The organism is Paraburkholderia sp. (genome assembly GCF_047605525.1).
In the GTDB taxonomy this organism is placed as follows: domain Bacteria; phylum Pseudomonadota; class Gammaproteobacteria; order Burkholderiales; family Burkholderiaceae; genus Paraburkholderia.
Map to the genome: position 1 here is coordinate 72,572 of NZ_JASGFN010000021.1, position 23,218 is coordinate 95,789.

General features: G+C 64.9%; 17 protein-coding genes. 6 read left to right on the forward strand and 11 right to left on the reverse strand.

The features are described 5' to 3' along the window. Positions 1-203: 203 nt before the first annotated feature. The 3 genes from lplT (at position 204) to QM685_RS26720 (ending at position 5,782) form a co-directional block, all read left to right on the forward strand. On the forward strand, positions 204-1,502 hold the full coding sequence (gene lplT, locus QM685_RS26710; protein WP_415121075.1) for a lysophospholipid transporter LplT: 1,299 nt from the start codon (positions 204-206) through the stop codon (positions 1,500-1,502). Positions 1,503-1,668: 166 nt separating this feature from the next. Further along, positions 1,669-4,356 (forward strand): DNA mismatch repair protein MutS, encoded by a 2,688-nt coding sequence (mutS, locus tag QM685_RS26715; RefSeq protein WP_415121076.1) that lies wholly within the window; start codon positions 1,669-1,671, stop codon positions 4,354-4,356. Next, positions 4,343-5,782, forward strand: coding sequence for a hypothetical protein (locus QM685_RS26720; RefSeq protein WP_415121078.1), 1,440 nt, complete (start codon positions 4,343-4,345; stop codon positions 5,780-5,782). Before mutS ends, QM685_RS26720 begins: the two co-directional genes overlap by 14 nt. Here the strand turns inward: QM685_RS26720 and QM685_RS26725 are convergent. Beyond that, a complete protein-coding gene (locus tag QM685_RS26725; protein WP_415121080.1) occupies positions 5,762-6,304 on the reverse strand; it encodes an FKBP-type peptidyl-prolyl cis-trans isomerase in 543 nt (180 codons plus the stop codon). The two genes, QM685_RS26720 and QM685_RS26725, sit on opposite strands and share 21 nt — an antisense overlap. Positions 6,305-6,336: 32 nt before the next feature. Between QM685_RS26725 and QM685_RS26730 the strand changes: the two genes are divergently transcribed. Together QM685_RS26730 and QM685_RS26735 are read left to right on the forward strand one after the other, a co-directional pair. Further along, positions 6,337-7,590, forward strand: coding sequence for a JmjC domain-containing protein (locus QM685_RS26730; protein ID WP_415121082.1), 1,254 nt, complete (start codon positions 6,337-6,339; stop codon positions 7,588-7,590). A 232-nt stretch (positions 7,591-7,822) separates the two neighbouring features. Beyond that, on the forward strand, positions 7,823-8,098 hold the full coding sequence (locus QM685_RS26735) for a hypothetical protein (RefSeq protein WP_415121084.1): 276 nt from the start codon (positions 7,823-7,825) through the stop codon (positions 8,096-8,098). 224 nt (positions 8,099-8,322) lie between these two features. On the opposite strand, the gene QM685_RS26740 is transcribed toward QM685_RS26735, so the two are convergent. The 3 genes from QM685_RS26740 to QM685_RS26750 form a co-directional block, all read right to left on the reverse strand. Continuing rightward, the gene (locus tag QM685_RS26740) at positions 8,323-10,614 is read right to left on the reverse strand and encodes an ATP-dependent DNA helicase (protein ID WP_415121086.1); all 2,292 of its coding nucleotides are present in this window, start codon (positions 10,612-10,614) and stop codon (positions 8,323-8,325) included. 63 nt (positions 10,615-10,677) lie between these two features. Further along, on the reverse strand, positions 10,678-10,896 hold the full coding sequence (locus QM685_RS26745) for a DUF465 domain-containing protein (RefSeq protein ID WP_415121088.1): 219 nt from the start codon (positions 10,894-10,896) through the stop codon (positions 10,678-10,680). 149 nt (positions 10,897-11,045) lie between these two features. Then, complete coding sequence (locus QM685_RS26750) at positions 11,046-12,206, reverse strand: hypothetical protein (protein ID WP_415121090.1); 1,161 nt, start codon at positions 12,204-12,206, stop codon at positions 11,046-11,048. Between the two features lie 180 nt (positions 12,207-12,386). Between QM685_RS26750 and QM685_RS26755 the strand changes: the two genes are divergently transcribed. Continuing rightward, positions 12,387-14,732: a Tex family protein gene (locus QM685_RS26755; protein ID WP_415121092.1), complete on the forward strand. Its 2,346-nt coding sequence runs from the start codon at positions 12,387-12,389 to the stop codon at positions 14,730-14,732. A gap of 224 nt (positions 14,733-14,956) precedes the next feature. On the opposite strand, the gene QM685_RS26760 is transcribed toward QM685_RS26755, so the two are convergent. The 7 genes from QM685_RS26760 to hflK form a co-directional block, all read right to left on the reverse strand. Further along, a complete protein-coding gene (locus QM685_RS26760) occupies positions 14,957-16,843 on the reverse strand; it encodes a potassium transporter Kup (protein ID WP_415121094.1) in 1,887 nt (628 codons plus the stop codon). A gap of 352 nt (positions 16,844-17,195) precedes the next feature. Continuing rightward, positions 17,196-17,768 (reverse strand): phosphoribosyltransferase, encoded by a 573-nt coding sequence (locus tag QM685_RS26765; RefSeq protein ID WP_415121096.1) that lies wholly within the window; start codon positions 17,766-17,768, stop codon positions 17,196-17,198. An 18-nt stretch (positions 17,769-17,786) separates the two neighbouring features. Then, positions 17,787-19,133 (reverse strand): adenylosuccinate synthase, encoded by a 1,347-nt coding sequence (locus QM685_RS26770; protein WP_415121098.1) that lies wholly within the window; start codon positions 19,131-19,133, stop codon positions 17,787-17,789. Positions 19,134-19,318: 185 nt separating this feature from the next. Continuing rightward, the gene (locus QM685_RS26775; RefSeq protein WP_415121101.1) at positions 19,319-20,470 is read right to left on the reverse strand and encodes an ATP phosphoribosyltransferase regulatory subunit; all 1,152 of its coding nucleotides are present in this window, start codon (positions 20,468-20,470) and stop codon (positions 19,319-19,321) included. A 169-nt stretch (positions 20,471-20,639) separates the two neighbouring features. After that, positions 20,640-20,831, reverse strand: coding sequence for a DUF2065 domain-containing protein (locus QM685_RS26780; protein ID WP_415121103.1), 192 nt, complete (start codon positions 20,829-20,831; stop codon positions 20,640-20,642). A gap of 44 nt (positions 20,832-20,875) precedes the next feature. Continuing rightward, on the reverse strand, positions 20,876-21,781 hold the full coding sequence (gene hflC / locus QM685_RS26785; protein ID WP_415121105.1) for a protease modulator HflC: 906 nt from the start codon (positions 21,779-21,781) through the stop codon (positions 20,876-20,878). A gap of 13 nt (positions 21,782-21,794) precedes the next feature. Further along, positions 21,795-23,192 (reverse strand): FtsH protease activity modulator HflK, encoded by a 1,398-nt coding sequence (gene hflK, locus QM685_RS26790; RefSeq protein WP_415121107.1) that lies wholly within the window; start codon positions 23,190-23,192, stop codon positions 21,795-21,797. Positions 23,193-23,218 lie beyond the last annotated feature (26 nt).

Below are 23,218 nucleotides of genomic sequence, written 5' to 3' on the forward strand. Positions count from 1 at the left end.
CCGCTTTCTGGTCGGCGGGGCTGCAGCGTGTGGACGATCGTGCTACAAAGCGGAGAACCGCGTGGGCGCGGTTTCGCTTGCGCGGCGGCATGCCCTGCCGTGGTCCCGCCCGCCGACCCGAGCCGCGACGAGGACCGTTCCCTGCTCCCCGCCACCTTGATTCCGCCCCATTCACGACCAGCGCGCAGCCTCTCACCTGCTTCATGAAAAAAGGCTTCTACACGATCATCGCGGCGCAGTTCATTTCGTCGCTGGCGGACAATGCGCTGCTGATCGCCGCCATCGCGCTGCTTTCCGTGCTTCGTTCGGCCGCCTGGGTCACGCCGCTGCTGCAGATTTTCTTCACGATCTCGTACGTGCTGCTCGCGCCGTTCGTCGGCGCGTTCGCCGACTCGATGCAGAAGCGCCACGTGATGTTCATCTCCAACGCGCTGAAAGCGGGCGGCTGCCTGCTGATGATCGCGGGCGTTCATCCGATGATTGCCTACGGCGTGGTCGGCTTCGGCGCGGCCGCGTATTCGCCGGCCAAGTACGGCATCCTCACCGAGCTGCTGCCCGCCGAAAAACTGGTGAAGGCGAACGCGTGGCTCGAATCGGCGACGGTGCTGTCGACGATCGTCGGCACGATGCTCGGTGGCGCGCTGATCAGTGCGGTCGTCGAGCGTTTCGTCGCGCGCGCGCATCTGCCGCTGATGGGCTCCGCCGCCGATCTCGCGATGTTCGCGGTCATGCTCACCTATGCGATCGCCGCCGCGATCAACATCTTCATTCCCGATACCGGCGCACGCTATCCGAACCGTCTGTCGGAGCCGAAGAAGCTGCTCAGCGACTTCCATCACTGCTTCCACGTGCTGTGGGCCGACAAGCTCGCGCAGATCGCGCTGTGGGTGACGACACTGATGTGGGGCGCCGCGGTGACGATGCAGTTGCTGGTGCTCAAATGGGCAAACGTGAACCTCGGGCTGTCGCTGTCGAAGGCCGCGGTGATGCAGGGCGTGACGGGCGTCGGCATCGCAATCGGCGCGGCAGCGGCGGCGGCGCTGATTCCGCTGCGCAAATCGCTGCGCGTGCTGCCGGTCGGCGTGCTGACCGGCGCGGTGGCGATTGCGATGGCCTTCTACAACAAGGACCTGTTCCCGCCAGGCGCGGGCCTGCGCTTCGGCTCGCACGTCGCGCCCTTCTATATCCTGCTCGCCTATCCGCTGATGATCGTGCTCGGTGGGCTGTCGGGCTTTTTCATCGTGCCGATGAACGCGATTCTCCAGCATCGCGGCGCGACGCTGCTGTCGGCTGGTCACTCGATCGCCGTGCAGAACTTCAACCAGAATCTCGCCGTGCTGCTGATGCTCGGTACTTACGCGCTGCTGCTCACCGCGAAGATGCCGGCGCAATGGATCATCGTCGTGTTCGGCAGTTTCATCACGCTGCTGATGTGGCTCGCGAAACGGCGCAGCGCCGCGAATGAGCGCACGGTGGACGTGCGTGCGATGGTCGAGGAATGAATGCATGACGGTCCTGTCGCAGGGGTTTCATGAGTGGTTCGGTATGCATGCCGCCATGCTGACATAGCGACACTGCATTGAGGATCGGCCATTCGGCCAGGGTCCGTTCGCCGCCCCGGCGGGTTAAACTCACGCCCTGGGCATCTACCGCAAGAAGACACCGAGGATGGGCACTCAAACCGCAGCGGCCAACGACGTCGCACAACACACACCGATGATGCAGCAGTACCTGCGCATCAAGGCGGAACATCCGGGCACTCTGGTGTTCTACCGGATGGGCGACTTCTACGAACTCTTTTTCGACGACGCGGAAAAAGCCGCGCGTCTGCTCGATCTGACACTCACGCAGCGCGGCGCGTCGGCGGGCAATCCGATCAAGATGGCGGGCGTGCCGCATCACGCGGTCGAACAGTACCTGGCGAGGCTCGTGAAGCTCGGCGAATCCGTCGCGATCTGCGAACAGATCGGCGACCCGGCCACGTCGAAGGGGCCGGTCGAGCGCAAGGTCGTGCGCGTGGTCACGCCGGGCACGCTGACGGACGCCGCGCTGCTGTCCGACAAGAACGACGTCTACCTGCTCTCGATGTGCGTCGCGCATAACCGCCGCGGCGTCGCGACGAGCGTCGGCCTCGCGTGGCTCAATCTCGCAAGCGGCGCGCTGCGGCTCGCCGAGGTCGCGCCCGATCAGGTCGCCGCCGCGCTCGAGCGCATCCGTCCCGCGGAAATTCTCGTCGCCGACAGCACCGCCGATTCGGCAAGCTGGACACCTCCCACCAACGCGGGCGCGCTAACGCGCGTGCCGGCGTGGCATTTCGATATCGCGTCGGGCACCAAGCGTCTGTGCGATCAACTCGAAGTAGCGAGCCTCGACGGCTTCGGCGCGCATTCGCTCGGCTGCGCATGCGGCGCGGCCGGCGCGTTGCTGCTGTACGCGGCATCCACGCAAGGCCAGCAATTGCGTCATGTACGCAGTCTGAAAGTCGAATACGAATCCGAATATATCGGTCTCGATCCGGCGACCCGCCGCAACCTCGAACTCACCGAGACGCTGCGCGGCACCGAATCGCCGACGCTGTGCTCACTGCTCGACACCTGCTGCACGACGATGGGCAGCCGCCTGCTGCGTCACTGGCTGCATCATCCGCCGCGCGATCCGGCAATCGCGCAGGCGCGCCAGCAGGCCATCGGCGCGCTGCTCGACGCACCGCCCGGCGCCGATCTCGACACATTGCGCCACGCGCTGCGGCAGATATCGGACATCGAACGGATCACCGGACGTCTCGCGCTGCTGTCGGCGCGCCCGCGCGATCTGTCGAGCCTGCGCGATACGTTCATCGCGCTGCCCGCGTTGCGCGCGCAACTCGCGGCTGTTGCGCCGCAGGCCGATTCGCTCACGCGTCTCGATGCGGCGCTCGAGCCGCCGCCAGCCTGTGTCGAACTGCTCCGGCACGCGGTCGCGCAGGAACCCGCGGCGATGGTGCGCGACGGCGGCGTGATCGCCCGCGGCTACGATGCGGAGCTCGACGAGCTGCGCGATATTTCGGAAAACTGCGGCCAGTTCCTGATCGATCTCGAAACGCGCGAACGCGCGCGCACCGGCATCGGCAATCTGCGCGTCGAGTACAACAAGGTGCACGGCTTCTATATCGAAGTCACGCGCGGCCAGACCGACAAGGTGCCGGACGACTATCGACGCCGTCAGACGCTGAAGAACGCCGAGCGCTACATCACGCCCGAGCTGAAAACCTTCGAGGACAAGGCGCTGTCCGCGCAGGAACGCGCGCTTGCCCGTGAACGCGCGTTGTACGACGCGCTGCTGCAATCGTTGCTGCCGTTCATTCCGGACTGCCAGCGCGTCGCGTCGGCGCTCGCCGAGCTCGATCTGCTGGCCGCTTTCGGCGAGCGCGCCCGCGCGCTCGACTGGGTTGCGCCGACGTTCCCGGCGGAGGCCGGCATCGACATCGAACAGGGCCGCCATCCGGTCGTCGAGGCGCAGGTCGAGCAGTTCATCGCCAACGACTGCTCGCTCGACGCCGAGCGCAAGCTGCTGCTGATCACCGGCCCGAACATGGGCGGTAAGTCGACCTTCATGCGCCAGACGGCGCTGATCGCGCTGCTCGCATACGTGGGCAGCTACGTGCCCGCGCGGCGCGCGGCCTTTGGACCGATCGACCGCATCTTCACGCGCATCGGCGCGGCCGACGACCTCGCCGGCGGCCGCTCCACCTTTATGGTCGAAATGACCGAAGCCGCCGCGATCCTCAACGACGCGACGCCGCGCAGTCTGGTGCTGATGGACGAGATCGGCCGCGGCACGTCGACGTTCGACGGCCTCGCGCTCGCCTGGGCGATCGCGCGCCACCTGCTCGCGCACAACGGCTGCTACACGCTCTTCGCGACGCATTACTTCGAACTGACGCAACTGCCGGCGGAGTTTCCGCATGCGGCCAACGTGCATCTGTCGGCGGTCGAGCATGGGCACGGCATCGTGTTTTTGCACGCGGTCAACGAGGGGCCGGCCAATCAAAGCTACGGCCTGCAGGTCGCGCAACTCGCCGGCGTGCCGAACGCGGTGATCCGCGCGGCGCGCAAGCATCTCGCGCATCTGGAACAGCAATCGGCCGCGCAGCCCGCGCCGCAACTCGATCTGTTTGCCGCACCGCCGGCAATGCTCGCCGAAGACGCCGACGACGACTACGATGCCGACAACGAAGTCAGGCCCGCATCGCCCGCCATGGAGACGCTCGTCGAGCGTCTGCGCGGCATCGATCCGAACGATCTGCGGCCGCGCGAGGCACTCGAGCTGCTGTACGAACTGCACGAACTGGCCGTCGCGCCGGATGCGGACCACTGACACATCGGAGTATTCGCGGCGCCCGCGCGGGTTTCGCGCGGCGCTGCGCCACGCACGCGCCTTGACGGGCGGTATCGTTTCGCTCACGGTGCTGTGCGCATGGACGCCGCCGGTGCACGCCGAAGCCTCGCGCCTCGCGTTCGCGGTCATCGCCGACACGATGCACAGCCCCGCCGACGAAGCGTCCACGCGGCGGCTGCTCGAGGCGATCGGCCGCGAGCGCGACGTGAGCTTCATCGTCTACAACGGCAATCTGAAAGGGCCGAAGGAAGCCTGCCGCGACGCGCTCTACGAGCGCCGCTACATGCTGCTCGAAAGCGCGCGGCCTGCCCTCTTCTTCATTCCCGGTCAGCACGACTGGGTCGATTGCGGCACGGCCGAAGCCGGCGGCTTCGATCCGGTCGAGCGGCTCGATCTGCTGCGGCAAACGCTGTTCGCCGATCCGACGTCGATGGGCCAGAACCCCATCGCGTTGACGCGTGAAAGCGAAGTCTCGCGCTTTCGTCCGTTCCGCGAGAACGTGCGCTGGGTCGTGAATGACAAAGCCGGCGACATCGTGTTCGTCGGTCTGAACGCGCCGGGCCCGAACAATCACTATCTGACCGCGGGCGGCCGCAATGGCGAGTTCGAGGATCGCGTAATCGCCAACGCGTTCTGGCTCGAGCACGCGGGCGAATACGCGAAACGCCGCGATGCGCGCGCGATCGTCATCTTCATTCAGGGCGACTTCGACCCGGAGCGTTATGAACGGCCCGAACGGTTCGCATGGCTGCACTTCGCGCACAGCCCGCGGCGCGACGGCTTCCTGGAATTCAAGCGCAATCTCGTCAAGCTCGCGCAGATCTTCCACGGACCGGTGGTCGTGGTTCATTCCGACGACGAGCGCGCGGCCGGCGGCTTCGTCATCGATCAGCCGTTACGCAACGACAAAGGTATGACCGTGACGAATCTCACGCGTATCGGGCTTGCACCGCGTGATCGTCTTAACGAGTGGGTTGAGATTGAAGCAGATTTCGGCAGGAAACCGCCATTTCGCGTGAGCGTGCGCGATGTGCCGAAGCAGATGCCGCTGCCGGCTACGCCGCCGGTTTTGCCGCCGCCAGGATCGCCGCGCGACGAATCCGGCGCGTCGATGCCGGGTGCGCCGGATATGCCGAATGTGGAAAGGTTCGGGCCGGCGTCGGAATTGCCGCCGCTATTGCCAACGCCGGGAGAGTCGCCGCAGGATCAGTTGCCACGCATCCCGTCCGACCAGGGCGGTGGCGGCTACGGGCCGGCGATCTCGATGCCGCCGGGGTCGATACTTCCGGCCACGCCCGTTTTACCTGCGTCGGCGCCGCCTGCCCCCGCGACGGTGCCGCGCGTGCCGGACGCCCCGTCGGGCGTGCCCGGCAAACCGGCGAGTTCAGTGCAGAGTGGGTTTTGAGTTGCCTTCTTCGTCTTCGTCCTCATCGTCGTCGAGGACTTCGAGGCCGTCCGCGCCATGCGCGTGTTCGTGTTCGATTTCGTCTTCGGTAGCCGGGCGCACGTCTTTCACGGTCAACGCGAAACGCAGCGCCATGCCGGCGAGCGGATGATTGCCATCGAGCACGACCTTGTCTTCCGCGACGTCGGTCACCACGTAGACCAGCGCATCGATGTCCTCGTCGCCGTCTTCCGGCGTGCCTTCGAACTGCATGCCGACTTCGAGCGGCTCCGGGAAGCGATCACGCGGCTCGATCTTCACGAGCTCGGGATCGTACTCGCCGAACGCGTCTTGCGGCTCGAGCTGGATCTGGGTCTCGAAGCCGGCCTCGTGGCCGTCGAGCTCTTCCTCGATCTTGGGGAACGTGCCATCATAGCCGCCGTGCAGATAGACCATCGGCTCGTCGCTTTCCTCAATCAGATTGCCCTGCGCATCCGACAGCTTGTAGGCGACCGACACGACGGTGTTCTTTGCGATTTTCATTCGACTCTCCAGAATACAACTCACATTATACGATGCCCAGGCGGCCCGCTCACCACCCGGCCGAGGCAGCTTCGACACGCAATTCGTCGCCTGCTTCAGAGCTCTCCACCCAGCCGATTCGTCCACTTTCGCCCGATGTTCCGACCGCATTGCTCGGCAATCTGAGCCCGTCGCAATTCATGCGCCGGTACTGGCAGAAAAAGCCGCTCCTGATCCGTCAGGCGATGCCGAACATCGAAGCACCGCTCTCGCGTGATCAACTTTTCGCGCTGGCCGATCAGGACGAAGTCGAAGCGCGTCTGATCACTCACTTCCGCAACAAATGGCAACTCGAGCACGGACCGTTCGCACCCGACGAACTGCCGTCGGTGACGCAGCGCGCATGGACGCTCCTCGTGCAGGGTGTCGATCTGCACGACGACCGCGCGCGCGCATTGCTCGACCGTTTCCGCTTCGTGCCGGACGCGCGTCTCGACGATCTGATGATCTCGTACGCGAGCGACGGCGGCGGCGTCGGCCCCCACTTCGATTCCTACGATGTGTTTCTTTTGCAAGTAAAAGGCAAGCGCCGCTGGCGCATCAGCGCGCAGAAAGATCTGACGCTGCAAGCCGGTTTGCCATTGAAAGTTTTACAGAACTTCGAACCCGAGGAAGAGTGGGTGCTGGAGCCCGGCGACATGCTGTACCTGCCGCCGCATATCGCGCACGACGGCACCGCCGAGGGCGAATGCATGACCTGTTCGATCGGTTTTCGCGCGCCCTCAGAGGGCGAGCTGGCCGCGCAGTTTCTCTATTATCTGGCCGAGCGGGGTGAGGCCGCGGGCAAGGCCGGCGCGCTTTATCGCGACCCACGGCAATCCGCCGTCGAGCGGCCGGCCGAGCTGCCCCCGGCGCTCGTCGAACGGGTTGGCGCGATCCTTGCTCGGATCAAATGGAATGAGCAGGATATTGCGTCGTTCCTTGGCACCTACCTCAGCGAACCCAAGCCGAGTGTGGTCTTCGATCCGCCGCATCGGCCGCTCAACGAAGCGCGTTTCATCGGCGCGGCGAGGAAAAGCGGTCTACGGCTCGATCGCAAGACTAACCTGTTGTATGAAAGCCGTTTTTTCTTCGTAAATGGAGAAGAAATCTCGCTGGACGGTACAAAAAAATGGCTGTTTGATTTCGCAAATCAGCGCTGCATGAGTGCGAAACGCTTTGTAACACTCTCACACGATTCGTCGGTGACAGCACGACTACACGAGTGGTATTGTGCGGGCTGGATACAGGTAGGCGAGCTTGCGTAACTCTGCCCGCCTGTTATACCGTACAGTGAAATTTTGTATGAGAAAGACAACGTATTGACCCCGGATTTATCGACTGTCAGTACGAAAGTGCATATAATTTCCGCCCAAGCCGTAGGGAAGATTTCAGCTCGTCGAAAGAGCATCTCCACCAGCGGCCCAGGTCGGTGTTGGAGCACATTACCGGTTTTATTTTGCGCTGTTGCTTACCTTTAAACCATAAAAGGACGTGATCATGAAGAAATCCCTCCTCGTAGCATCCCTGTTGGCAGCTGTGGCACTGGCTGCTTGCAACAAGAGCAACGACCAGGCCGCTGCACCGGCTAGCGACGCAGCGGCTGCTTCGGCACCGGCTGCCGCGGCTTCGGATGCAGCTACGGCTGCTTCGGGTGCTGCTGCTGCTGCGAGCGACGCTGCTGCTTCGGCTTCGGCTGCTGCTTCGGACGCTAGCGCTGCCGCGTCGGACGCTGCTGCTTCGGCTGCTGCTCCGGCTTCGGGCGCAAGCCAGTAAGCTGTCGCGTAGGGTTCGCCTCCGGGCGAGAACTGCTTCGGGAAATCGGTTCGGTTTCCCGGGCAGTCAGGCAAAACGCCACGGATTCATCTCCGTGGCGTTTTGCTTTTTGGATTGGATTTTTTGATCCCGCGCAGGCTTTGCACGGCCGAATCATTTGAAAACGATTGAAAAAGCCGCCGCTTTTTACAGCGGCGGCTTTTTAGCACCAGCCCAGAACGGATCTATTGTTGAGCCGCCGCGCCCGGCACGGCACTCTCTTCAAAAAATTCGCGCACCACGTCGATCTCACGGGTCCGCTTGAACGGCGGCAGACTTTGCCAGATACGGCGCCCGTACGGTTTGTCGACGAGACGCGTGTCGCAGATCATCAGCACGCCGCGATCGGTCTCCGCGCGAATCAGCCGGCCCGCGCCCTGCTTCAGCGTAATCACGGCCTGCGGCAACTGATGCACGGCGAACGGGCTCAAGCCCTTTTTCGTAAGCGCATCGAGCCGCGCGGACAGCACCGGGTCGTCGGGCGGCGCAAACGGCAGCTTGTCGATCACGACAAGCGACAACGCATCGCCGCGCACGTCCACCCCCTCCCAGAAACTCTGGCTGCCGACCAGAATCGCGTTGCCGTATGCGCGAAAGCGCTCGAGCAATTCCGTGCGGCTCGCATCGCCCTGCACCAGCAGCGGATAGTCCCAGCCGCGCGCCTCGATCGCGTCGCGCAGCTTCGCCGAAATGCGGTCCACCGCGCGCAGCGTCGTACACAGCATGAAGACGCCGCCGCCCGATGCTTCGATCGCGGGCAGCGCGGCATCGAACACCGCGTCGGTGAACATCGGCGACGACGGCTGCGGCAGATTGCGCGGTACGTACAGCAACCCCTGCGACGGATAATCGAACGGGCTCGGCAGCGTCATCGAACGTTTCGAATTCAGCCCCATCTGCGCCGCGTAGTGCGTGAAGTCGCCGCGCACCGACAGCGTGGCCGACGTGAAGATCCATGCGCGCGGCACGCCGGCGCGCTGCTTCGCGAAAATGGGCGCGACCGACAGCGGCGTTTCGTGCAATTGCACCGTATGCGAGAACACCTCGATCCAACGCACCTTTTCATTCGGGTCGGCGCGCTGTGCATCGGTGTTGGCCACGGCGCCATCGCGCGTATCAGCCGCGTCGCGCTCGGCGCTGGTAGGCGGCGTGGTCCAGCCGCTCAGCACGTCCTGCAACTCGCGCGCGCGGCGCAGACAGGCACCGAGCGATTCGGCCCGCTCGGCCTGCCCTGCCAGCGCGGCGGCCAGCGCATCGAGTTCCGCTTCGAGCGTCCCGAGCGCGGGGAACAGCGGATGATCGTCGGGCAACTGGCCAATCGACAGCCGCACCGTGTCTTCCTTGAACGCAAGCCGCACGTCGCGCGCCGCGCGCTCGAGCGTCGCGCCGAGCTTGACCCAGTCGACCGCATCGCGCGCATGGCCGAGGCCCTCGGCCACCGAATCGCGCGCGAGCTCGAGGAACTGCGCGGTGGACAGTGTCTCGCCGAAGAACAGCGTCGCGGTTTCGGGCAGTTGATGCGCTTCGTCGAAGATCACCGTGTTGGCGGTCGGCAGCAACTCGGCCATGCCGGTATCGCGCAACATGATGTCGGCGAAAAAGAGATGGTGGTTGACCACCACGATGTCTGCCTGCTGCGCTTCGCGGCGTGCCTGCATCACGAAACAGTCCTTGTAATGCGGGCACTCCTGGCCGAGACAGTTATCGCGTGTCGACGTCACCATCGACCACACCGCCGCGGTCTCCGGCACGCTCGCGAGCTCGGCCTTGTCGCCGGTGCGCGTGATCTTCGCGAAGCGCACGATGTCCTGCAGATACGAGGTTTCCTGGCGCGACGGCAGGCGGCCGTTGTCCGCGGTGCGTTGCAGGTAGTAGTGGCACAGATAGTTCGCGCGCCCCTTCAGCATCGCAACCGACACCGGCACCGCGAGCGCGTCGCGCACGGTCGGAATATCGCGCTGGAACAGTTGATCCTGAAGATGCTTGGTGCCGGTGGAGACGATCACCTTGCCGCCCCACAGCATCGCCGGCACCAGGTACGCATAAGTCTTGCCGGTGCCCGTGCCCGCCTCGACGATCAGCGTGTTCTCGCCGTCGTCGTCGCCGCCGTCCGCTTCCGTGCTGTCGGCACGGTCGGCACTGTCGGCCGAGGCGGCGCGATCGGCGCCCATCGATTGGACACGTCGCGCCGGACGCTTCTGCGCCTCGAACATCGCGGGCTCGGGCATCGCGCGGCCCGACGCTTCCATCGCGGCGGCGACGGCGCGCGCCATCTCGATCTGCGACGCGCGCGGCCGATAGCCGTCGATCTGGCGCGCGAGCAGCCCGTTGTCGGCGAAGATCTCGTCGAGCTCCGTCGCGCGGCGCCGGCTCAGCGTGACGCCCGCCACGGACGCGGCCGCGCGCGGCGCCGGCGTGTCGCTGGTGGAAGCGTTACCCGGCGCGCCCCGGGGTGAGGTTTCGTGCGGTGAATTCAAGGCAAGCGTTCCTGCTAGGTCCGGCTCGCGCGCTGCGCGCCCGGCGCCTGCCAGGCCGCGAACTCAGGCGCGTGCGTCCGGTTCGAGCTGCAATTGCAGCAAGATGATGGTGTCCTTGACTTTGAGTTTGCGCTTTTTCAGGCGCTGCAACTCGAAGTCGTCGATGCCGGGCTCATCCGATATCCGCTCGATCAACCGGTCGAGCCCACTATGCTCCGATTCCAGTTGCAGAATGCGGTCACGAAGTGTGTTCGCGTCGATGACGTGACGATGATCGCGCATGCTCGCCTCCTCTCGTCTGCGGCATGGACCGCGTGCGCGCAGCCCGATGCCTGAGGTTGCTGTCCGGCTCAAAACGCGTTACGGCGACTACGGCGATCCTGGCGACGACCGCCGGGATCATTACAGCACAGTCACTGACTACAGCACATTTACTCTTGCTGTTGCTGTTTTTGCTGCTCTTCGAGTTGCTGCTGCTTCAACTGGTCCTGACGCTTCTGCTCGGCTTTCTCGGCGGCCTGCTTCTGACGCGCCTCGACGTCGAGCTTGTGCTGCGCCGCGTCGGCCTGCTTCTTCTCGAAATTTTCCTGCTTCTGCTGACGCTCGAGCGCCTTTTGCGCGCCCTGCTGGCGCGCTTCCTCGAGCTTGCGCTGAAAATCGCCCTGCTTCTGATCGTAAGCCTGCTGGTTGGCCGCCGCCTGCGCCGGCGTGATGCCGCGCTGCGTCTGATCCAGCGCGTGCTGGCGCTGCTTTTCGTCGTAGGCCTGGGCGTTGGCCGCGCGCTGCGGCGCCTCGGCATTGCGTTGCGCCTGATCAAGCGCGTGCTGATGCTGCTTGTCCTCGTAGGCCTGCGCGTTGGCCGCGCGCTGCGGCGCCTCGGCGTTGCGCTGCGCCTCGTCGAGTGCGTGCTGACGCTGCTTGTCCTGATACGCCTGCTCGTTGCGCGCGTCTTCAGCGGCACGCTGCGGCGCTTCCGCCTGGGCTTGCGCGCGCCGCAGCGCCGTGCGCTCATCGCGCTCTCGCGCGCGTTGCGCGCGTTGTTCGGCATCCAGTGCGAGCTGTTCCTTGCGGATTTCCACTTGCGCGGAGCGCATCGAGTCGCGCGCGCGGTTCAGGCAGTGGTTGACGAAGAAGCGGCTATAGCAGTTGTGCTGCGCGACCGCGTATTGATAGTTGTTGTCGTCGGTACGCTGGTCGAGCGACTGTTGCCGTTCCTCGAACGATTGGTCCAGCGCGGCCGCCTCGCTCGCGCTCTGCGCGCTGCCGGCGGTTACCGCGTCCGCCGTCTGGGCGGGTAGCGCGGCTCCAGCGGCTGACGTGGCTGCGTTGCCCGGCGCCGCGACCGGCGCGATGCCCTGCCCGGGCGTTGCGGTCTGGGCCGCCGTTTGCGCGACAGCGGACGCCGGCACGGCAGCCGCCGCGGCGACCACGCACGCCGCGCTCACCGTGGCCACCACACGCGAAACTGCACGCGCCGCCGACGCAACCGACGTGCGCGAAACGAGCGGCGAACGCAACGAAGTGAGCGGCAATTGAGACGAACCCGGCAGCGAATCTGACGACAGAAAAGAGACCCGGCGGTTGAGGGACAAGGAGATTGGCAACGTCGTAGGGGGTCAACGGAACATGCCCGAAATTCTAACATCCCGCGATTGAGCCCTCTGGCATTTATGGCAAAATGCCCCGCTCCTGGTCGCGGCGCACGCCCGGCCTGTCCCGACCCGCCGCCCGCGCGCGGCCCCTCACTGAGTCCGCAGGAACACCTTGACCTTATGACGGAAACCGTAGCACTCAAGATCGTCCAGCGCATCGCCGTCGAATTGTCCGTCCAGCCGCGCCAGGTCGCGGCCGCGGTGGAACTTCTCGACGAAGGCGCGACCGTTCCGTTCATCGCCCGTTACCGCAAGGAAGTGACTGGCAATCTCGACGACACGCAACTGCGCAATCTCGAGGAACGCCTGCTGTATCTGCGCGAGCTGGAAGACCGGCGCGCCGCGATCATCGCGAGCATCGACGAACAGGGCAAGCTCACCGACGAACTGCGCGGCGCGCTCGAAGCCGCCGACAGCAAGCAGGTGCTGGAAGATCTGTATCTGCCGTACAAGCCGAAGCGCCGCACGCGTGCGCAGATCGCCCGCGAGGCCGGCCTGCAGCCGCTCGCCGACGCGCTGCTGGGCAATCCGCTGCTGGACCCGCAAAGCGAGGCGGCCGCCTACGTGGACGCGGACAAAGGCGTCGCCGATGCCAAGGCCGCGCTCGACGGCGCGCGTGACATCCTCTCCGAGCAGTTCGGCGAAACCGCCGAGCTGCTCGGCAAGCTGCGCGACTACCTGTACAACCAGGGCGTGGTGTCGTCGAAGGTGGTGGAAGGCAAGGAAACCGCCGAGGAGGAGAAATTCCGCGACTACTACGACTACTCGGAAACCATCCGCACGGTGCCGTCGCATCGCGCGCTCGCGCTGTTCCGCGGCCGTAATGCCGGCGTGCTGATGATCAGGCTGGGGCTCGGCGAGGAACTCGACGCACAGGTGCCGCATCCGGGCGAAGCGCTGATCGCGCGGCACTTCGGCATCGCCAATCAGAACCGCCCCGCCGACAAGTGGCTCTCCGACGTGTGCCGCTGGTGCTGGCGCGTGAAGGTGCAGCCGCATCTCGAGAACGAGCTGCTGACCAATCTGCGCGACGAAGCCGAGCACGAGGCGATCCGCGTGTTCGCGCGCAATCTGAAGGACCTGCTGCTCGCGGCGCCGGCCGGCCCGAAGGCGGTAATCGGTCTCGATCCGGGGCTGCGCACCGGCGTCAAGGTCGCGGTGGTCGATCGTACCGGCAAGGTGCTCGCGACCGACACGATCTACCCGCACGAGCCGCGCCGCGACTGGGACGGCTCGCTCGCGAAGCTCGCGCGCCTCGCCGCGCAAACGCAGGCCGAGCTGATCAGCATCGGCAACGGTACGGCGTCGCGCGAGACCGACAAGCTCGCGAGCGAGCTGATCGCGCGTCATCCGGAGCTCAAGCTGCGGAAGATCGTCGTGTCCGAAGCGGGCGCGTCGGTGTACTCGGCGTCCGAGCTCGCCGCGAAGGAATTCCCCGACATGGACGTGTCGCTGCGCGGCGCGGTGTCGATCGCGCGCCGCCTGCAGGATCCGCTCGCCGAGCTCGTGAAGATCGAGCCGAAGGCGATCGGCGTCGGCCAGTACCAGCACGACGTGAACCAGCGCGAACTCGCGCGTTCGCTCGATGCGGTCGTCGAGGATTGCGTGAACGCGGTGGGCGTCGATGCGAACACCGCGTCGGTCGCGCTGCTCGCGCGCGTGTCGGGTCTGAATGCGACGCTCGCGCGCAATATCGTCGACTATCGCGATGCGAACGGTCCGTTCCCGTCGCGCGAGCATCTGCGCCGCGTGCCGCGGCTCGGCGACAAGACGTTCGAGCAGGCGGCCGGCTTCCTGCGCATCAACAACGGCGAGAATCCGCTCGATCGTTCATCGGTGCACCCGGAGGCGTATCCGGTCGTCGAGCGGATTCTCGCGAAGATCAGCAAGCAGGTCGGCGAAGTGCTCGGCAACCGCGACGCATTGCGCGGGCTGTCGCCGAACGAATTCGTCGACGAGCGTTTCGGCTTGCCGACCGTGCGAGACATTCTGGTCGAGCTCGAAAAGCCGGGCCGCGATCCGCGTCCCGAATTCAAGACCGCGACGTTCCGCGAAGGCGTCGAGAAGGTCAGCGACCTGATCCCGGGCATGGTGCTCGAAGGCGTCGTGACGAACGTCGCGGCGTTCGGCGCGTTCATCGACGTCGGCGTGCATCAGGATGGTCTCGTGCACGTATCGGCGATGTCGACGAAGTTCGTGAAGGATCCGCACGAGGTCGTGAAGGCCGGCCAGATCGTCAAGGTCAAGGTGCTCGAAGTCGACGTGAAGCGCCAGCGTATTGCGCTGACGATGCGTCTCGACGACGAACCCGGCGCGACGGCTGCCCGCGGCGGTGGAGGTGGCGCGCAGCAGGATCGTGGCGGCTTCAATCGCGGCGGTGCGGGACGCGGCGCGCCGCAGCGCTCGCGCGAACCCGAGCCCGCTGGCGCGATGGCCGCCGCGTTTGCGAAGCTCAAGCAGAAGTAGGCACGCAGCGCGTGCGGTGCAGGCACATCGGATTGGTGCACTTCTCCGTACGCGCGAGCCTCTTCGCCTGAACGCAGGCCCGCGTACCTTCGTATAGCGAGCGCTGTGTAGCTTCGATGCTCTTACGCACAGAAACCAAAAAGCCCACGCAATGCGTGGGCTTTTTGTTTGCGCTCCCCTATGCAACGCGTGGGAGCAACCAGTCGGCTGGAAACAGAGCGCTATCAGATCTCAATCTTGGTCCCCAGCTCCACGACGCGGTTCGCCGGAATACTGAAGAAATCGGTCGGCTTCGCCGCGTTCTGGTGCATCCACGCGAATACGCGTTCGCGCCACACCGACATGCCCGGCAACTGCGTGGGCACCACCGTCTCGCGCGCGAGGAAGAACGACGTGTCCATCATCTCGAAGGTCATGTCGTGCGTGCGGCCGACTTCGAGCAACACCGCCTTCACGTCCGGGGTCTCGTTAAAGCCGTAGGCCGCCTTCACCAGGTACAGGCCGCCGTCCATATCCCTGACCGTCACGCGCTCCGCGTCGTTCACATAGGGAATGTCGCGCGTGACGAAGGTCAGGAAGATCGTGCGCTCATGCAGCACCTTGTTGTGCTTCAGGTTGTGCAGCAGGCTCACCGGCACCAGCGTGTCGCTGCCGGTCAGATAGATCGCCGTGCCCGACACGCGATGCGGCGGATGCGCGAGCAGCCCCTGCAGGAACGGCATCAGCGGAATACCGTCGGCGGCCGTGCGCTCCTTGACGATCATCCTGCCCTTGAACCACGTCATCAGCAGGAAGAACAGCAGCCCGCCAATGCACAGCGGCAACCAGCCGCCCTCTTCGACCTTCAGCAGGTTCGCGCCGAAAAAGCCCAGGTCGACCACCATGAACACGCCGATGATCAGCGCGACGAGGAACTTGTTCCAGTTCCACACCTTCACCATTACGACGCATGCGAGGATCGTGGTGATCACCATCGTCGCGGTCACGGCGATACCGTACGCGGCCGCCAGATTGTCCGAACTCTTGAACGCGATCACGATGCACAGAATGATGAACAGCAGCATCCAGTTCACCACCGGCACATAGATCTGCCCGATCGCCAGTTCCGACGTGTGCAGGATCTTCATACGCGGAACATAACCGAGCTGGATCGCCTGGCTCGTCAGCGAATACGCGCCCGAGATCACCGCCTGCGACGCGATCACCGTCGCCACCGTCGACAGCACGACGAGCGGCAGCAGCGCCCAGTCCGGCGCGAGCAGAAAGAACGGATTTTCGATGGCCCTCGCGTCGTGCATCAGCAGCGCGCCCTGGCCGAAGTAGTTCAGCACCAGCGACGGCATCACGAGCACATACCACGCCATGCGAATCGGCTGCGCGCCGAAGTGGCCCATGTCCGCATACAGCGCCTCGGCGCCGGTCAGCACCAGCACGACCGAACCGAGCACCACATAGGCCTGCAGCACGTGCGCGGCCATGAACGTGTACGCGTAGTACGGATTCAGCGCGCGGATGACGTTCGGCGACTGCACGATGTGCCACAGGCCGAGCGCTGCGAGCACGAGGAACCACAGCGTCATGATCGGGCCGAACAGGCGGCCGACCGTGGCCGTGCCATGCCGCTGGATCCAGAACAGCACGATCAGGATCACGATCGTGAGCGGAATCACCAGATGCGACAGATGAGGAGCGGCGATCTCGAGACCCTCGACCGCCGAGATCACGGAGATCGCGGGGGTGATCACCGCGTCGCCGTAAAACATGCAGGCGCCGAAGATGCCGAGCATCATCAGAACGCCGGCCACTTTCGATTTCTGATCGAACGAGCGCAGCGCCAGCGCCATCAGTGCGAGCACACCGCCCTCGCCGTTGTTGTCGGCGCGCATCACGAACAGCACGTACTTGACGCCGACCACGATCACGATCGCCCAGAACAGCAGCGAGATCACGCCGAGAATCGATTGATCGGTCAGCGGAATGCCGTGCGACGGGCTGAAAGCCTCTTTAAGCGAATACAACGGGCTCGTGCCAATGTCACCGAACACCACGCCGATCGCGGCAATCGCAAGAGAAGGCAGCGGCTGTTTGTGTACGTGATTGTTATCTGTCATAGACGCGAGAGAATCCGTTCCCGGGCAGAAAAAACGACCGCTATTCTAAACTGCCCGCCTGACACCGCCCGGCTTGTTGTGGATACACCACGTGGATGGTCCGCGCAGTGTAGCACCGCGATATGGACGCGTCTGCCGCGGGGCGGCCGTCCTGACGGCGAGCGGCGCGCGTGCTTTCACGAACCGCTCACCGCTGCGGATGGAGCGCGCGCATAAAAAAACGGAGCCGACTGGGCCCCGTTTTGCGGAAATTGCGATGGGAAAGTGCGTTGAAAGCGGCATGCTGCCGGAGCGTAAAGTCCCGGGAGACAATCCGCAAAAGCAGAACACCCGTCAGGCGCGCGCCCTTGCATTACCTGGACGACGATTCCTCGGCCTGCGCGATGCCTCGCTTGATCCATGCGCCAAGGTTGTGCGGACGCACCGTGTCCCATTCCTCGAACGGCTGATGAATCCACGGGTTCGTCGGCAGATACTGCACGTGATAGTCCGGCTTCACCTTCGAGCAGGCCTTGTACCACAGTACCGCCGAGCGCACCGCGGTGATCGCCGGGTAACGCTCCTTCAGATGCTGCTGCACGCGCGCGAGCGTGACGCCCGAATCGACGAGATCGTCGACGAGCAGCACGTTGCCGTGCAGTTCGCCACGCGTCATCGTGATGTATTGCGCGATGTCGAGCTCGCCCTGCTCGGTGCCGGCCGCCTCGCGATACGAACTCGTCGCGAGAATCGCCAGCGGCAGATCGTAGATACGCGAAAGCTGATCGCCGACGCGCAGACCGCCGCGCGCGAGGCACAGGATCTTGTCGAACTTCCAGCCCGATTCGTGCACGGTCAACGCGAGCAATTCGATCAGCCGGTGATATTCGTCCCAGCCGACCCACAGGTTCCTGTCGTCGTTACGCGGATCTTTCATCGCGATCATCGGTACACCTTGCATCGCTTAGACCTTGAACGGATGACGCAGCAGAATCGTTTCGTCGCGATCCGGACCGGTGGACACCATATCGATCGGAATACCCGCGACTTCCTGCACGCGCGCGAGATACGCACGCGCGTTGGCGGGCAGCTTGTCCCACTCCTTGATGCCGACCGTGCTTGCCTTCCAGCCCGCAAACGTTTCGTAGACCGGCTCGCAATGCGCGACTTCCAACGCACCGCGCGGCAGCAGATCGACCTGGTTGCCGTTGACCGTGTAGCCGACGCACAGCTTCACTTCGTCGAGGCCGTCGAGCACGTCGAGCTTGGTCATGCACAGACCCGACACGCCGTTGATCTGGATCGAGCGGCGCAGCGCGGCGACGTCGAGCCAGCCGGTGCGGCGCGGACGGCCGGTGACCGAGCCGAATTCCTTGCCGACGGTGGCCAGTTCGAGGCCGAGCGGATCCTGACGCGATGCGTTGTCGGCGTCGTACAGCTCGCTCGGGAACGGGCCCGAACCGACGCGCGTGCAGTACGCCTTCGTGATGCCGAGAATGTAGTTGAGCTTTTGCGGACCGACGCCCGCGCCGGCGGTCGCCGCGCCCGCGACGCAGTTGCTCGACGTGACGAACGGATAGGTACCGTGATCGATATCGAGCAGCGTGCCCTGCGCGCCTTCGAACAGCAGATTGCCACCATCGGCGTTCACGTCGTAGAGACGGCGCGACACATCGGTAACCATCGGCTTCAGACGGTCGGCGTAGCTCAGCATCGTGTCGAGCGTCTGCTGGAAGTCGACCGCGGCGACGCCGAGGTATTGCGTGAGCACGAAGTTGTGATAGTCGAGGTTTTCGCGCAGACGCTCGGAGAAAGCCGGTGCGTCGAACAGGTCCTGCACGCGCAGACCGCGGCGCGCGACCTTGTCTTCGTACGCGGGGCCGATACCGCGGCCGGTGGTACCGATCTTGCCCGCGCCGCGGCGCGCTTCGCGGCCCTGGTCGATCGCGATGTGATACGGCAGGATCAGCGTGGTGGCTTCGGAAATGAACAGACGTTTCTGGACGTCGATGCCGGCGGCTTCGAGCTCGCCGATTTCCTTGAACAGCGCTTCCGGCGACAACACGACGCCATTGCCGATGTAGCACGCGACGCCGGGACGCATGATGCCCGACGGAATCAGACGCAAGATGGTTTTCTTGCCGCCGATGATAAGCGTGTGACCGGCATTGTGACCACCCTGGAAGCGAACGACGCCTTGAGCGTGGTCCGTCAGCCAGTCGACGATCTTGCCCTTGCCCTCATCACCCCATTGGGTTCCCACGACGACGACGTTGCGCCCGGGGTTCACATTCACTGCGCTGGCAGACATGTTGTTTCGTAAGCTGGTTAAAAACGTATTCTACCTAGGTTCGCGGAAGCTTCCGAATTTTTCCGTTTCCGCTCAACGGTATGCACGTTATGTTGAGTATCGCGAAGGAAGCGTGGCCGCTTGCATCGGCAGGCGCGCGCCCTGGTTCTCGCGGCTGCCCGGCCGGGTTACGCAGGAACGCACGCTCAGGCGCGCGGTTCGACCACCCACGCGCCGTTGCGCTCGACCAGCACGCGGTCGAACGCGAATTCATCGAGATCGTGCTTGTGGCCGGGCAGCGCCTGGATCACCACTTCGCCCGCATCGCGCAACGCGGCGACCGCGACGCGCAACGCTTCGTCGTGGCGCCATGGCGCGAGAATCGCGCTGCTGCGCGCTTCGATCGGCGAAATGCGCGCGACCTCGCGCAGATCGAGCGAAAAACCGGTTGCCGCGCGCGCCCGTCCGTACGCCTGGCCGACGTGGTCATAACGGCCGCCGCGCGCAACCGCGTTCGGCACGCCATCCACGTAGGCGGAGAACATCACGCCGCTGTGGTACGCATAGCCGCGCAGATCCGCGAGATCGATCATCACTTCGGCGCCGTCGACCTGGCTCGCGAGGAACGCGAGATCGTCGAGCGCGCGGGCGATGGCCGGCGAGTTCGGCAGGCGCGCGCGCGCTTCCTCGAGTACCGCGGCATCGCCGTAGAGTGTGGGCAGCGCGCGCAGCGCGTCGCGAATCACCGGCGAGAACTGCGCGGTCATTTCGACGAGGCGCGGCACGTCCTTGCCCGCGAGCGCGTCGTAGAGCGCTTCGCCGAGCGCATGCGCGGGCGGCTCCGCTTCGATCAGCGCCGCGAGCACGCCCGCGTGGCACAGGTCGAGGCGCACCTTCGCGAGACCGGCGAGACGCAGCGCGTCGAGCATCAGTTGCTGGATTTCGAGGTCCGCTTCGAGGCCCGCGTGACCGTAAATTTCAGCGCCGATCTGGATCTGCTCGCGGGTCGCATGCAGGCCACGCGGCCGCGTATGCGCGACATTGCCCGCGTAGCACAGACGCGTGACGCCCTGGCGGTTCAGCAGGTGCGCATCGATGCGCGCGACCTGCGGCGTGATATCGGCGCGCAGGCCGAGCGTGCGGCCCGACAACTGATCGACGAGCTTGAAGGTGCGCAGATTCAGATCGTGGCCACCGCCCGTCAGCAGCGACTCGAGGTATTCGAGCAGCGGCGGCATCACCATTTCGTAGCCGTACGAGCGGAAACGGTCCAGCAAATGACGCCGCAATTCTTCGATCTTGCGGGCCTCCGACGGCAGCACGTCGGCAATATTCTCGGGAAGCAACCAGGTCGACATCGATACAGTCCTACGGCGTTGAACGTTGAACACGGCGTCGTGAAGCGCCGATGATGAGTGTGAATGGCGTGCGACGGCTTGATTCTGGCGGGTCGTACGGATGCCCCGGACAGTGCCTTGGCGACTCGCGCGGACGCTCGCCAGCTTCGTCGGACAACGAAGCCGCCCTTCAGGTCGCGATAAACAGCAGGACGAGCCCGAGCAGCATGACGATGAGGCCGCCGACGCGAATATGATGCGGCGGCCGTTCCGCTATTTTACGGAACGTATCGCGCCAGGCGCCCGGAAAAACGAAGGGAAACATTCCCTCGATAATCAGCATCAGTGCGATCGCGAGCAATAACGAACCGGCTATGTCCATGCGAGTTGAAGCGGCCGCGATGCGGATGCCGCGGCCTTCGGTAATCAGCGTTTGCGCGGAGTCGGCGCGGAAGCGTCCGGGGCGGCGCCGCCGGTCGGGCTACGCATGAAGCGGAAGAACTCGCTGTTCGAGTCGACCACGATCAGATCGCCCGGTTTGAAGGTCTTCCGGTACGCCTGCATGCTTTGATAAAACTGGTAGAACTGCGGGTCCTTGCCGAACGCCTCGGCGGCAATTTCCGCGGCCTTCGCATCGCCTTCGCCGCGAATGCCCTGCGCCTGCGCGAGACCGTCGGCGAGCACCGCCTGCTGCTTCGCGAGCGCGTCCGCGCGGATCTGGTCGGCTTGCGCCGCGCCCTTCGCGCGTTCGTCGGCCGCGATCTGTTCGCGCGCGGCGATCATCCGCTTGAACACCGAATCGGTCATCGCCGCCGGGAAATCGACGCGCGTGAGTTGCACGTCCACCACCGACACGCCGAGCGACACCGCGCCGTTGTTCATCGCGCCACGCGCCTCTTCGGCGACGGCCTGCTGCTTCGCGAGCACGTCGGACAGCGTGAGCTTGCCGAGCGCATCGCCGAGCGCGCCGCGCGACAGCAGCGCGAGCCGGTCCGGCAGGCTCTGCACGTCGCCCTTCGTTTCGGCGAGCAGCTTCAGCGGGTCGGTCACGCGGAACCTGATGACCGGATTGACGAGCAGATCGGTTTTATCCGACGTGACGAAATGATCTTCGTCCGGCGCGTCGAGAGACTGGATACGGTTGTCGACGAGCGTGACCGTTTGCAGCGGCGGCGGCAGCTTCACGTGCAGGCCGGGGCCGAGCAGTGTGGGCGCCGCATCGCCGCGCCCGGACAACACGGCCATATGCCGTTGATCGACGACGAATACCATCGACGATGCCGCGAACACGAGAATGATGACGGCGACGACGAGCGCAATGATTCGGTTCATATTCGTGCGCTCCTTATTGAACGTCGTCTTCGCGCATGCGATTGCGGAAGGCTTCGCGCGAGCGCAGCGACGCGGCGCTCGGCCGGCTTGCCGGCGTGGGCGCGGAAGCCGCGGGGCCGGAAGCGGCCTCGGCGGACGCGCCGGCCGCGGCGCCGGTATCGGCAGCCGAGGCGGCCGACGGCACGGCCGCGCTCTCCACTTGCGGCGCGCTCGCGGCGGCGCCCGAAGCGGCAGCCGCCGCGGCGGCCTGCCGCTCGCGATTCTGCTCGACCAGCCTGTCTAGCGGCAGATACAACACGTTGTTGCCGTTCTTCGCATCGACGAACACCTTCGTCGCATTCGAATAGATCTGCTGCATGGTTTCCATGTACAGGCGGAAGCGCACCACGTCTGGCGCCTTCGAATATTGCGCATAGACCTGCCTGAAGCGTTCGGCCTCGGCCTGCGCCTGCGCCACCGTGTTCTCGCTGTAGGTTTTCGCGTCCTCGATCTGCCGCGCGACATCGGCCTGCGCGCGCGGCAGCAGATCCGCCGCATAGGCCTGCGCATCGCGCTTCGCGCGCTCGTTTTCGTCGTGTACCCTGGCGGCTTCGTCGAACGCGGACTGCACCTGTTCAGGCACCTGCACGCTCTGGATCGTCACGCCCGTCACCGCGAGACCTGACTGATGCTGATCGAGCGATTGCTGGATCGATGCCATCAATTGCTGGCGCAGCGTTTCATGATCCTGATCGAGAACCTCGCTCGTGCTCTGCGCGCCGACGATGCCGCGCACGGCCGCCTGCGCGGCATACATCACGCTCTGATCGGGATCGACACCACGGAAAAGATAGTCGGTAGGTTTGCGGACCTGGTACTGAATCACGAAACGCACGTCGACGATATCGCCGTCGTGCGTGAGCATCGACGAATCCTTCACGTTGGCGAGGCGCACCACGTTGGTGCGGCCGATCTCGATCTGATGGATCTGCCCGAGATTGACGAACTCGTGTGATTCGAACGGATACGGCAGGCGCCAGTGCACGCCCGGCTCCGCTGTGTAGCGATACTTGCCGAACTGCATCACGACGGCCGCCTGGCCGTCCTGCACGACGAACACGCCGCTGCCGAGATAAATCGCGATCAGTACACCGATCACGATGCCTACGCCGATGCGCGCGCCGCGTCCGTTGTCCGGCCGGCCGCCGCCGACACCACCGCCCCGGCGCCCGAAGATCCGGCTCAAACGCCGGTTGAAATCGCGCCACATTTCGTCGAGGTCGGGCGGACCTTCACCGTCGCGGCCCGGGCGCTTCGGGTCGTTCGGCCGTTGCCGGTCGCCATTGCCGTCGCCCCGGCCCCAGCGTGGATCGTTCAGTGCAAGCAAGGCGCGCATGCGCAGCCAGATACTCCGCTCGTTGTAATCGTTCACCTGTGTTCGTTCACCAGAGTAGACAG

Bases quoted from the DNA above. Each gene is read 5' to 3' on its own strand.
- QM685_RS26745 (WP_415121088.1), bottom strand. From the start codon at position 10,896: ATGCGCGATCATCGTCACGTCATCGACGCGAACACACTTCGTGACCGC.
- mutS (WP_415121076.1), top strand. From the start codon at position 1,669: ATGGGCACTCAAACCGCAGCGGCCAACGACGTCGCACAACACACACCG.
- QM685_RS26775 (WP_415121101.1), bottom strand. From the start codon at position 20,470: ATGTCGACCTGGTTGCTTCCCGAGAATATTGCCGACGTGCTGCCGTCG.
- QM685_RS26730 (WP_415121082.1), top strand. From the start codon at position 6,337: ATGCCCAGGCGGCCCGCTCACCACCCGGCCGAGGCAGCTTCGACACGC.
- QM685_RS26765 (WP_415121096.1), bottom strand. From the start codon at position 17,768: ATGATCGCGATGAAAGATCCGCGTAACGACGACAGGAACCTGTGGGTC.
- QM685_RS26755 (WP_415121092.1), top strand. From the start codon at position 12,387: ATGACGGAAACCGTAGCACTCAAGATCGTCCAGCGCATCGCCGTCGAA.
- QM685_RS26720 (WP_415121078.1), top strand. From the start codon at position 4,343: ATGCGGACCACTGACACATCGGAGTATTCGCGGCGCCCGCGCGGGTTT.
- lplT (WP_415121075.1), top strand. From the start codon at position 204: ATGAAAAAAGGCTTCTACACGATCATCGCGGCGCAGTTCATTTCGTCG.
- hflC (WP_415121105.1), bottom strand. From the start codon at position 21,781: ATGAACCGAATCATTGCGCTCGTCGTCGCCGTCATCATTCTCGTGTTC.
- QM685_RS26780 (WP_415121103.1), bottom strand. From the start codon at position 20,831: ATGGACATAGCCGGTTCGTTATTGCTCGCGATCGCACTGATGCTGATT.
- QM685_RS26725 (WP_415121080.1), bottom strand. From the start codon at position 6,304: ATGAAAATCGCAAAGAACACCGTCGTGTCGGTCGCCTACAAGCTGTCG.
- QM685_RS26760 (WP_415121094.1), bottom strand. From the start codon at position 16,843: ATGACAGATAACAATCACGTACACAAACAGCCGCTGCCTTCTCTTGCG.
- QM685_RS26770 (WP_415121098.1), bottom strand. From the start codon at position 19,133: ATGTCTGCCAGCGCAGTGAATGTGAACCCCGGGCGCAACGTCGTCGTC.
- QM685_RS26735 (WP_415121084.1), top strand. From the start codon at position 7,823: ATGAAGAAATCCCTCCTCGTAGCATCCCTGTTGGCAGCTGTGGCACTG.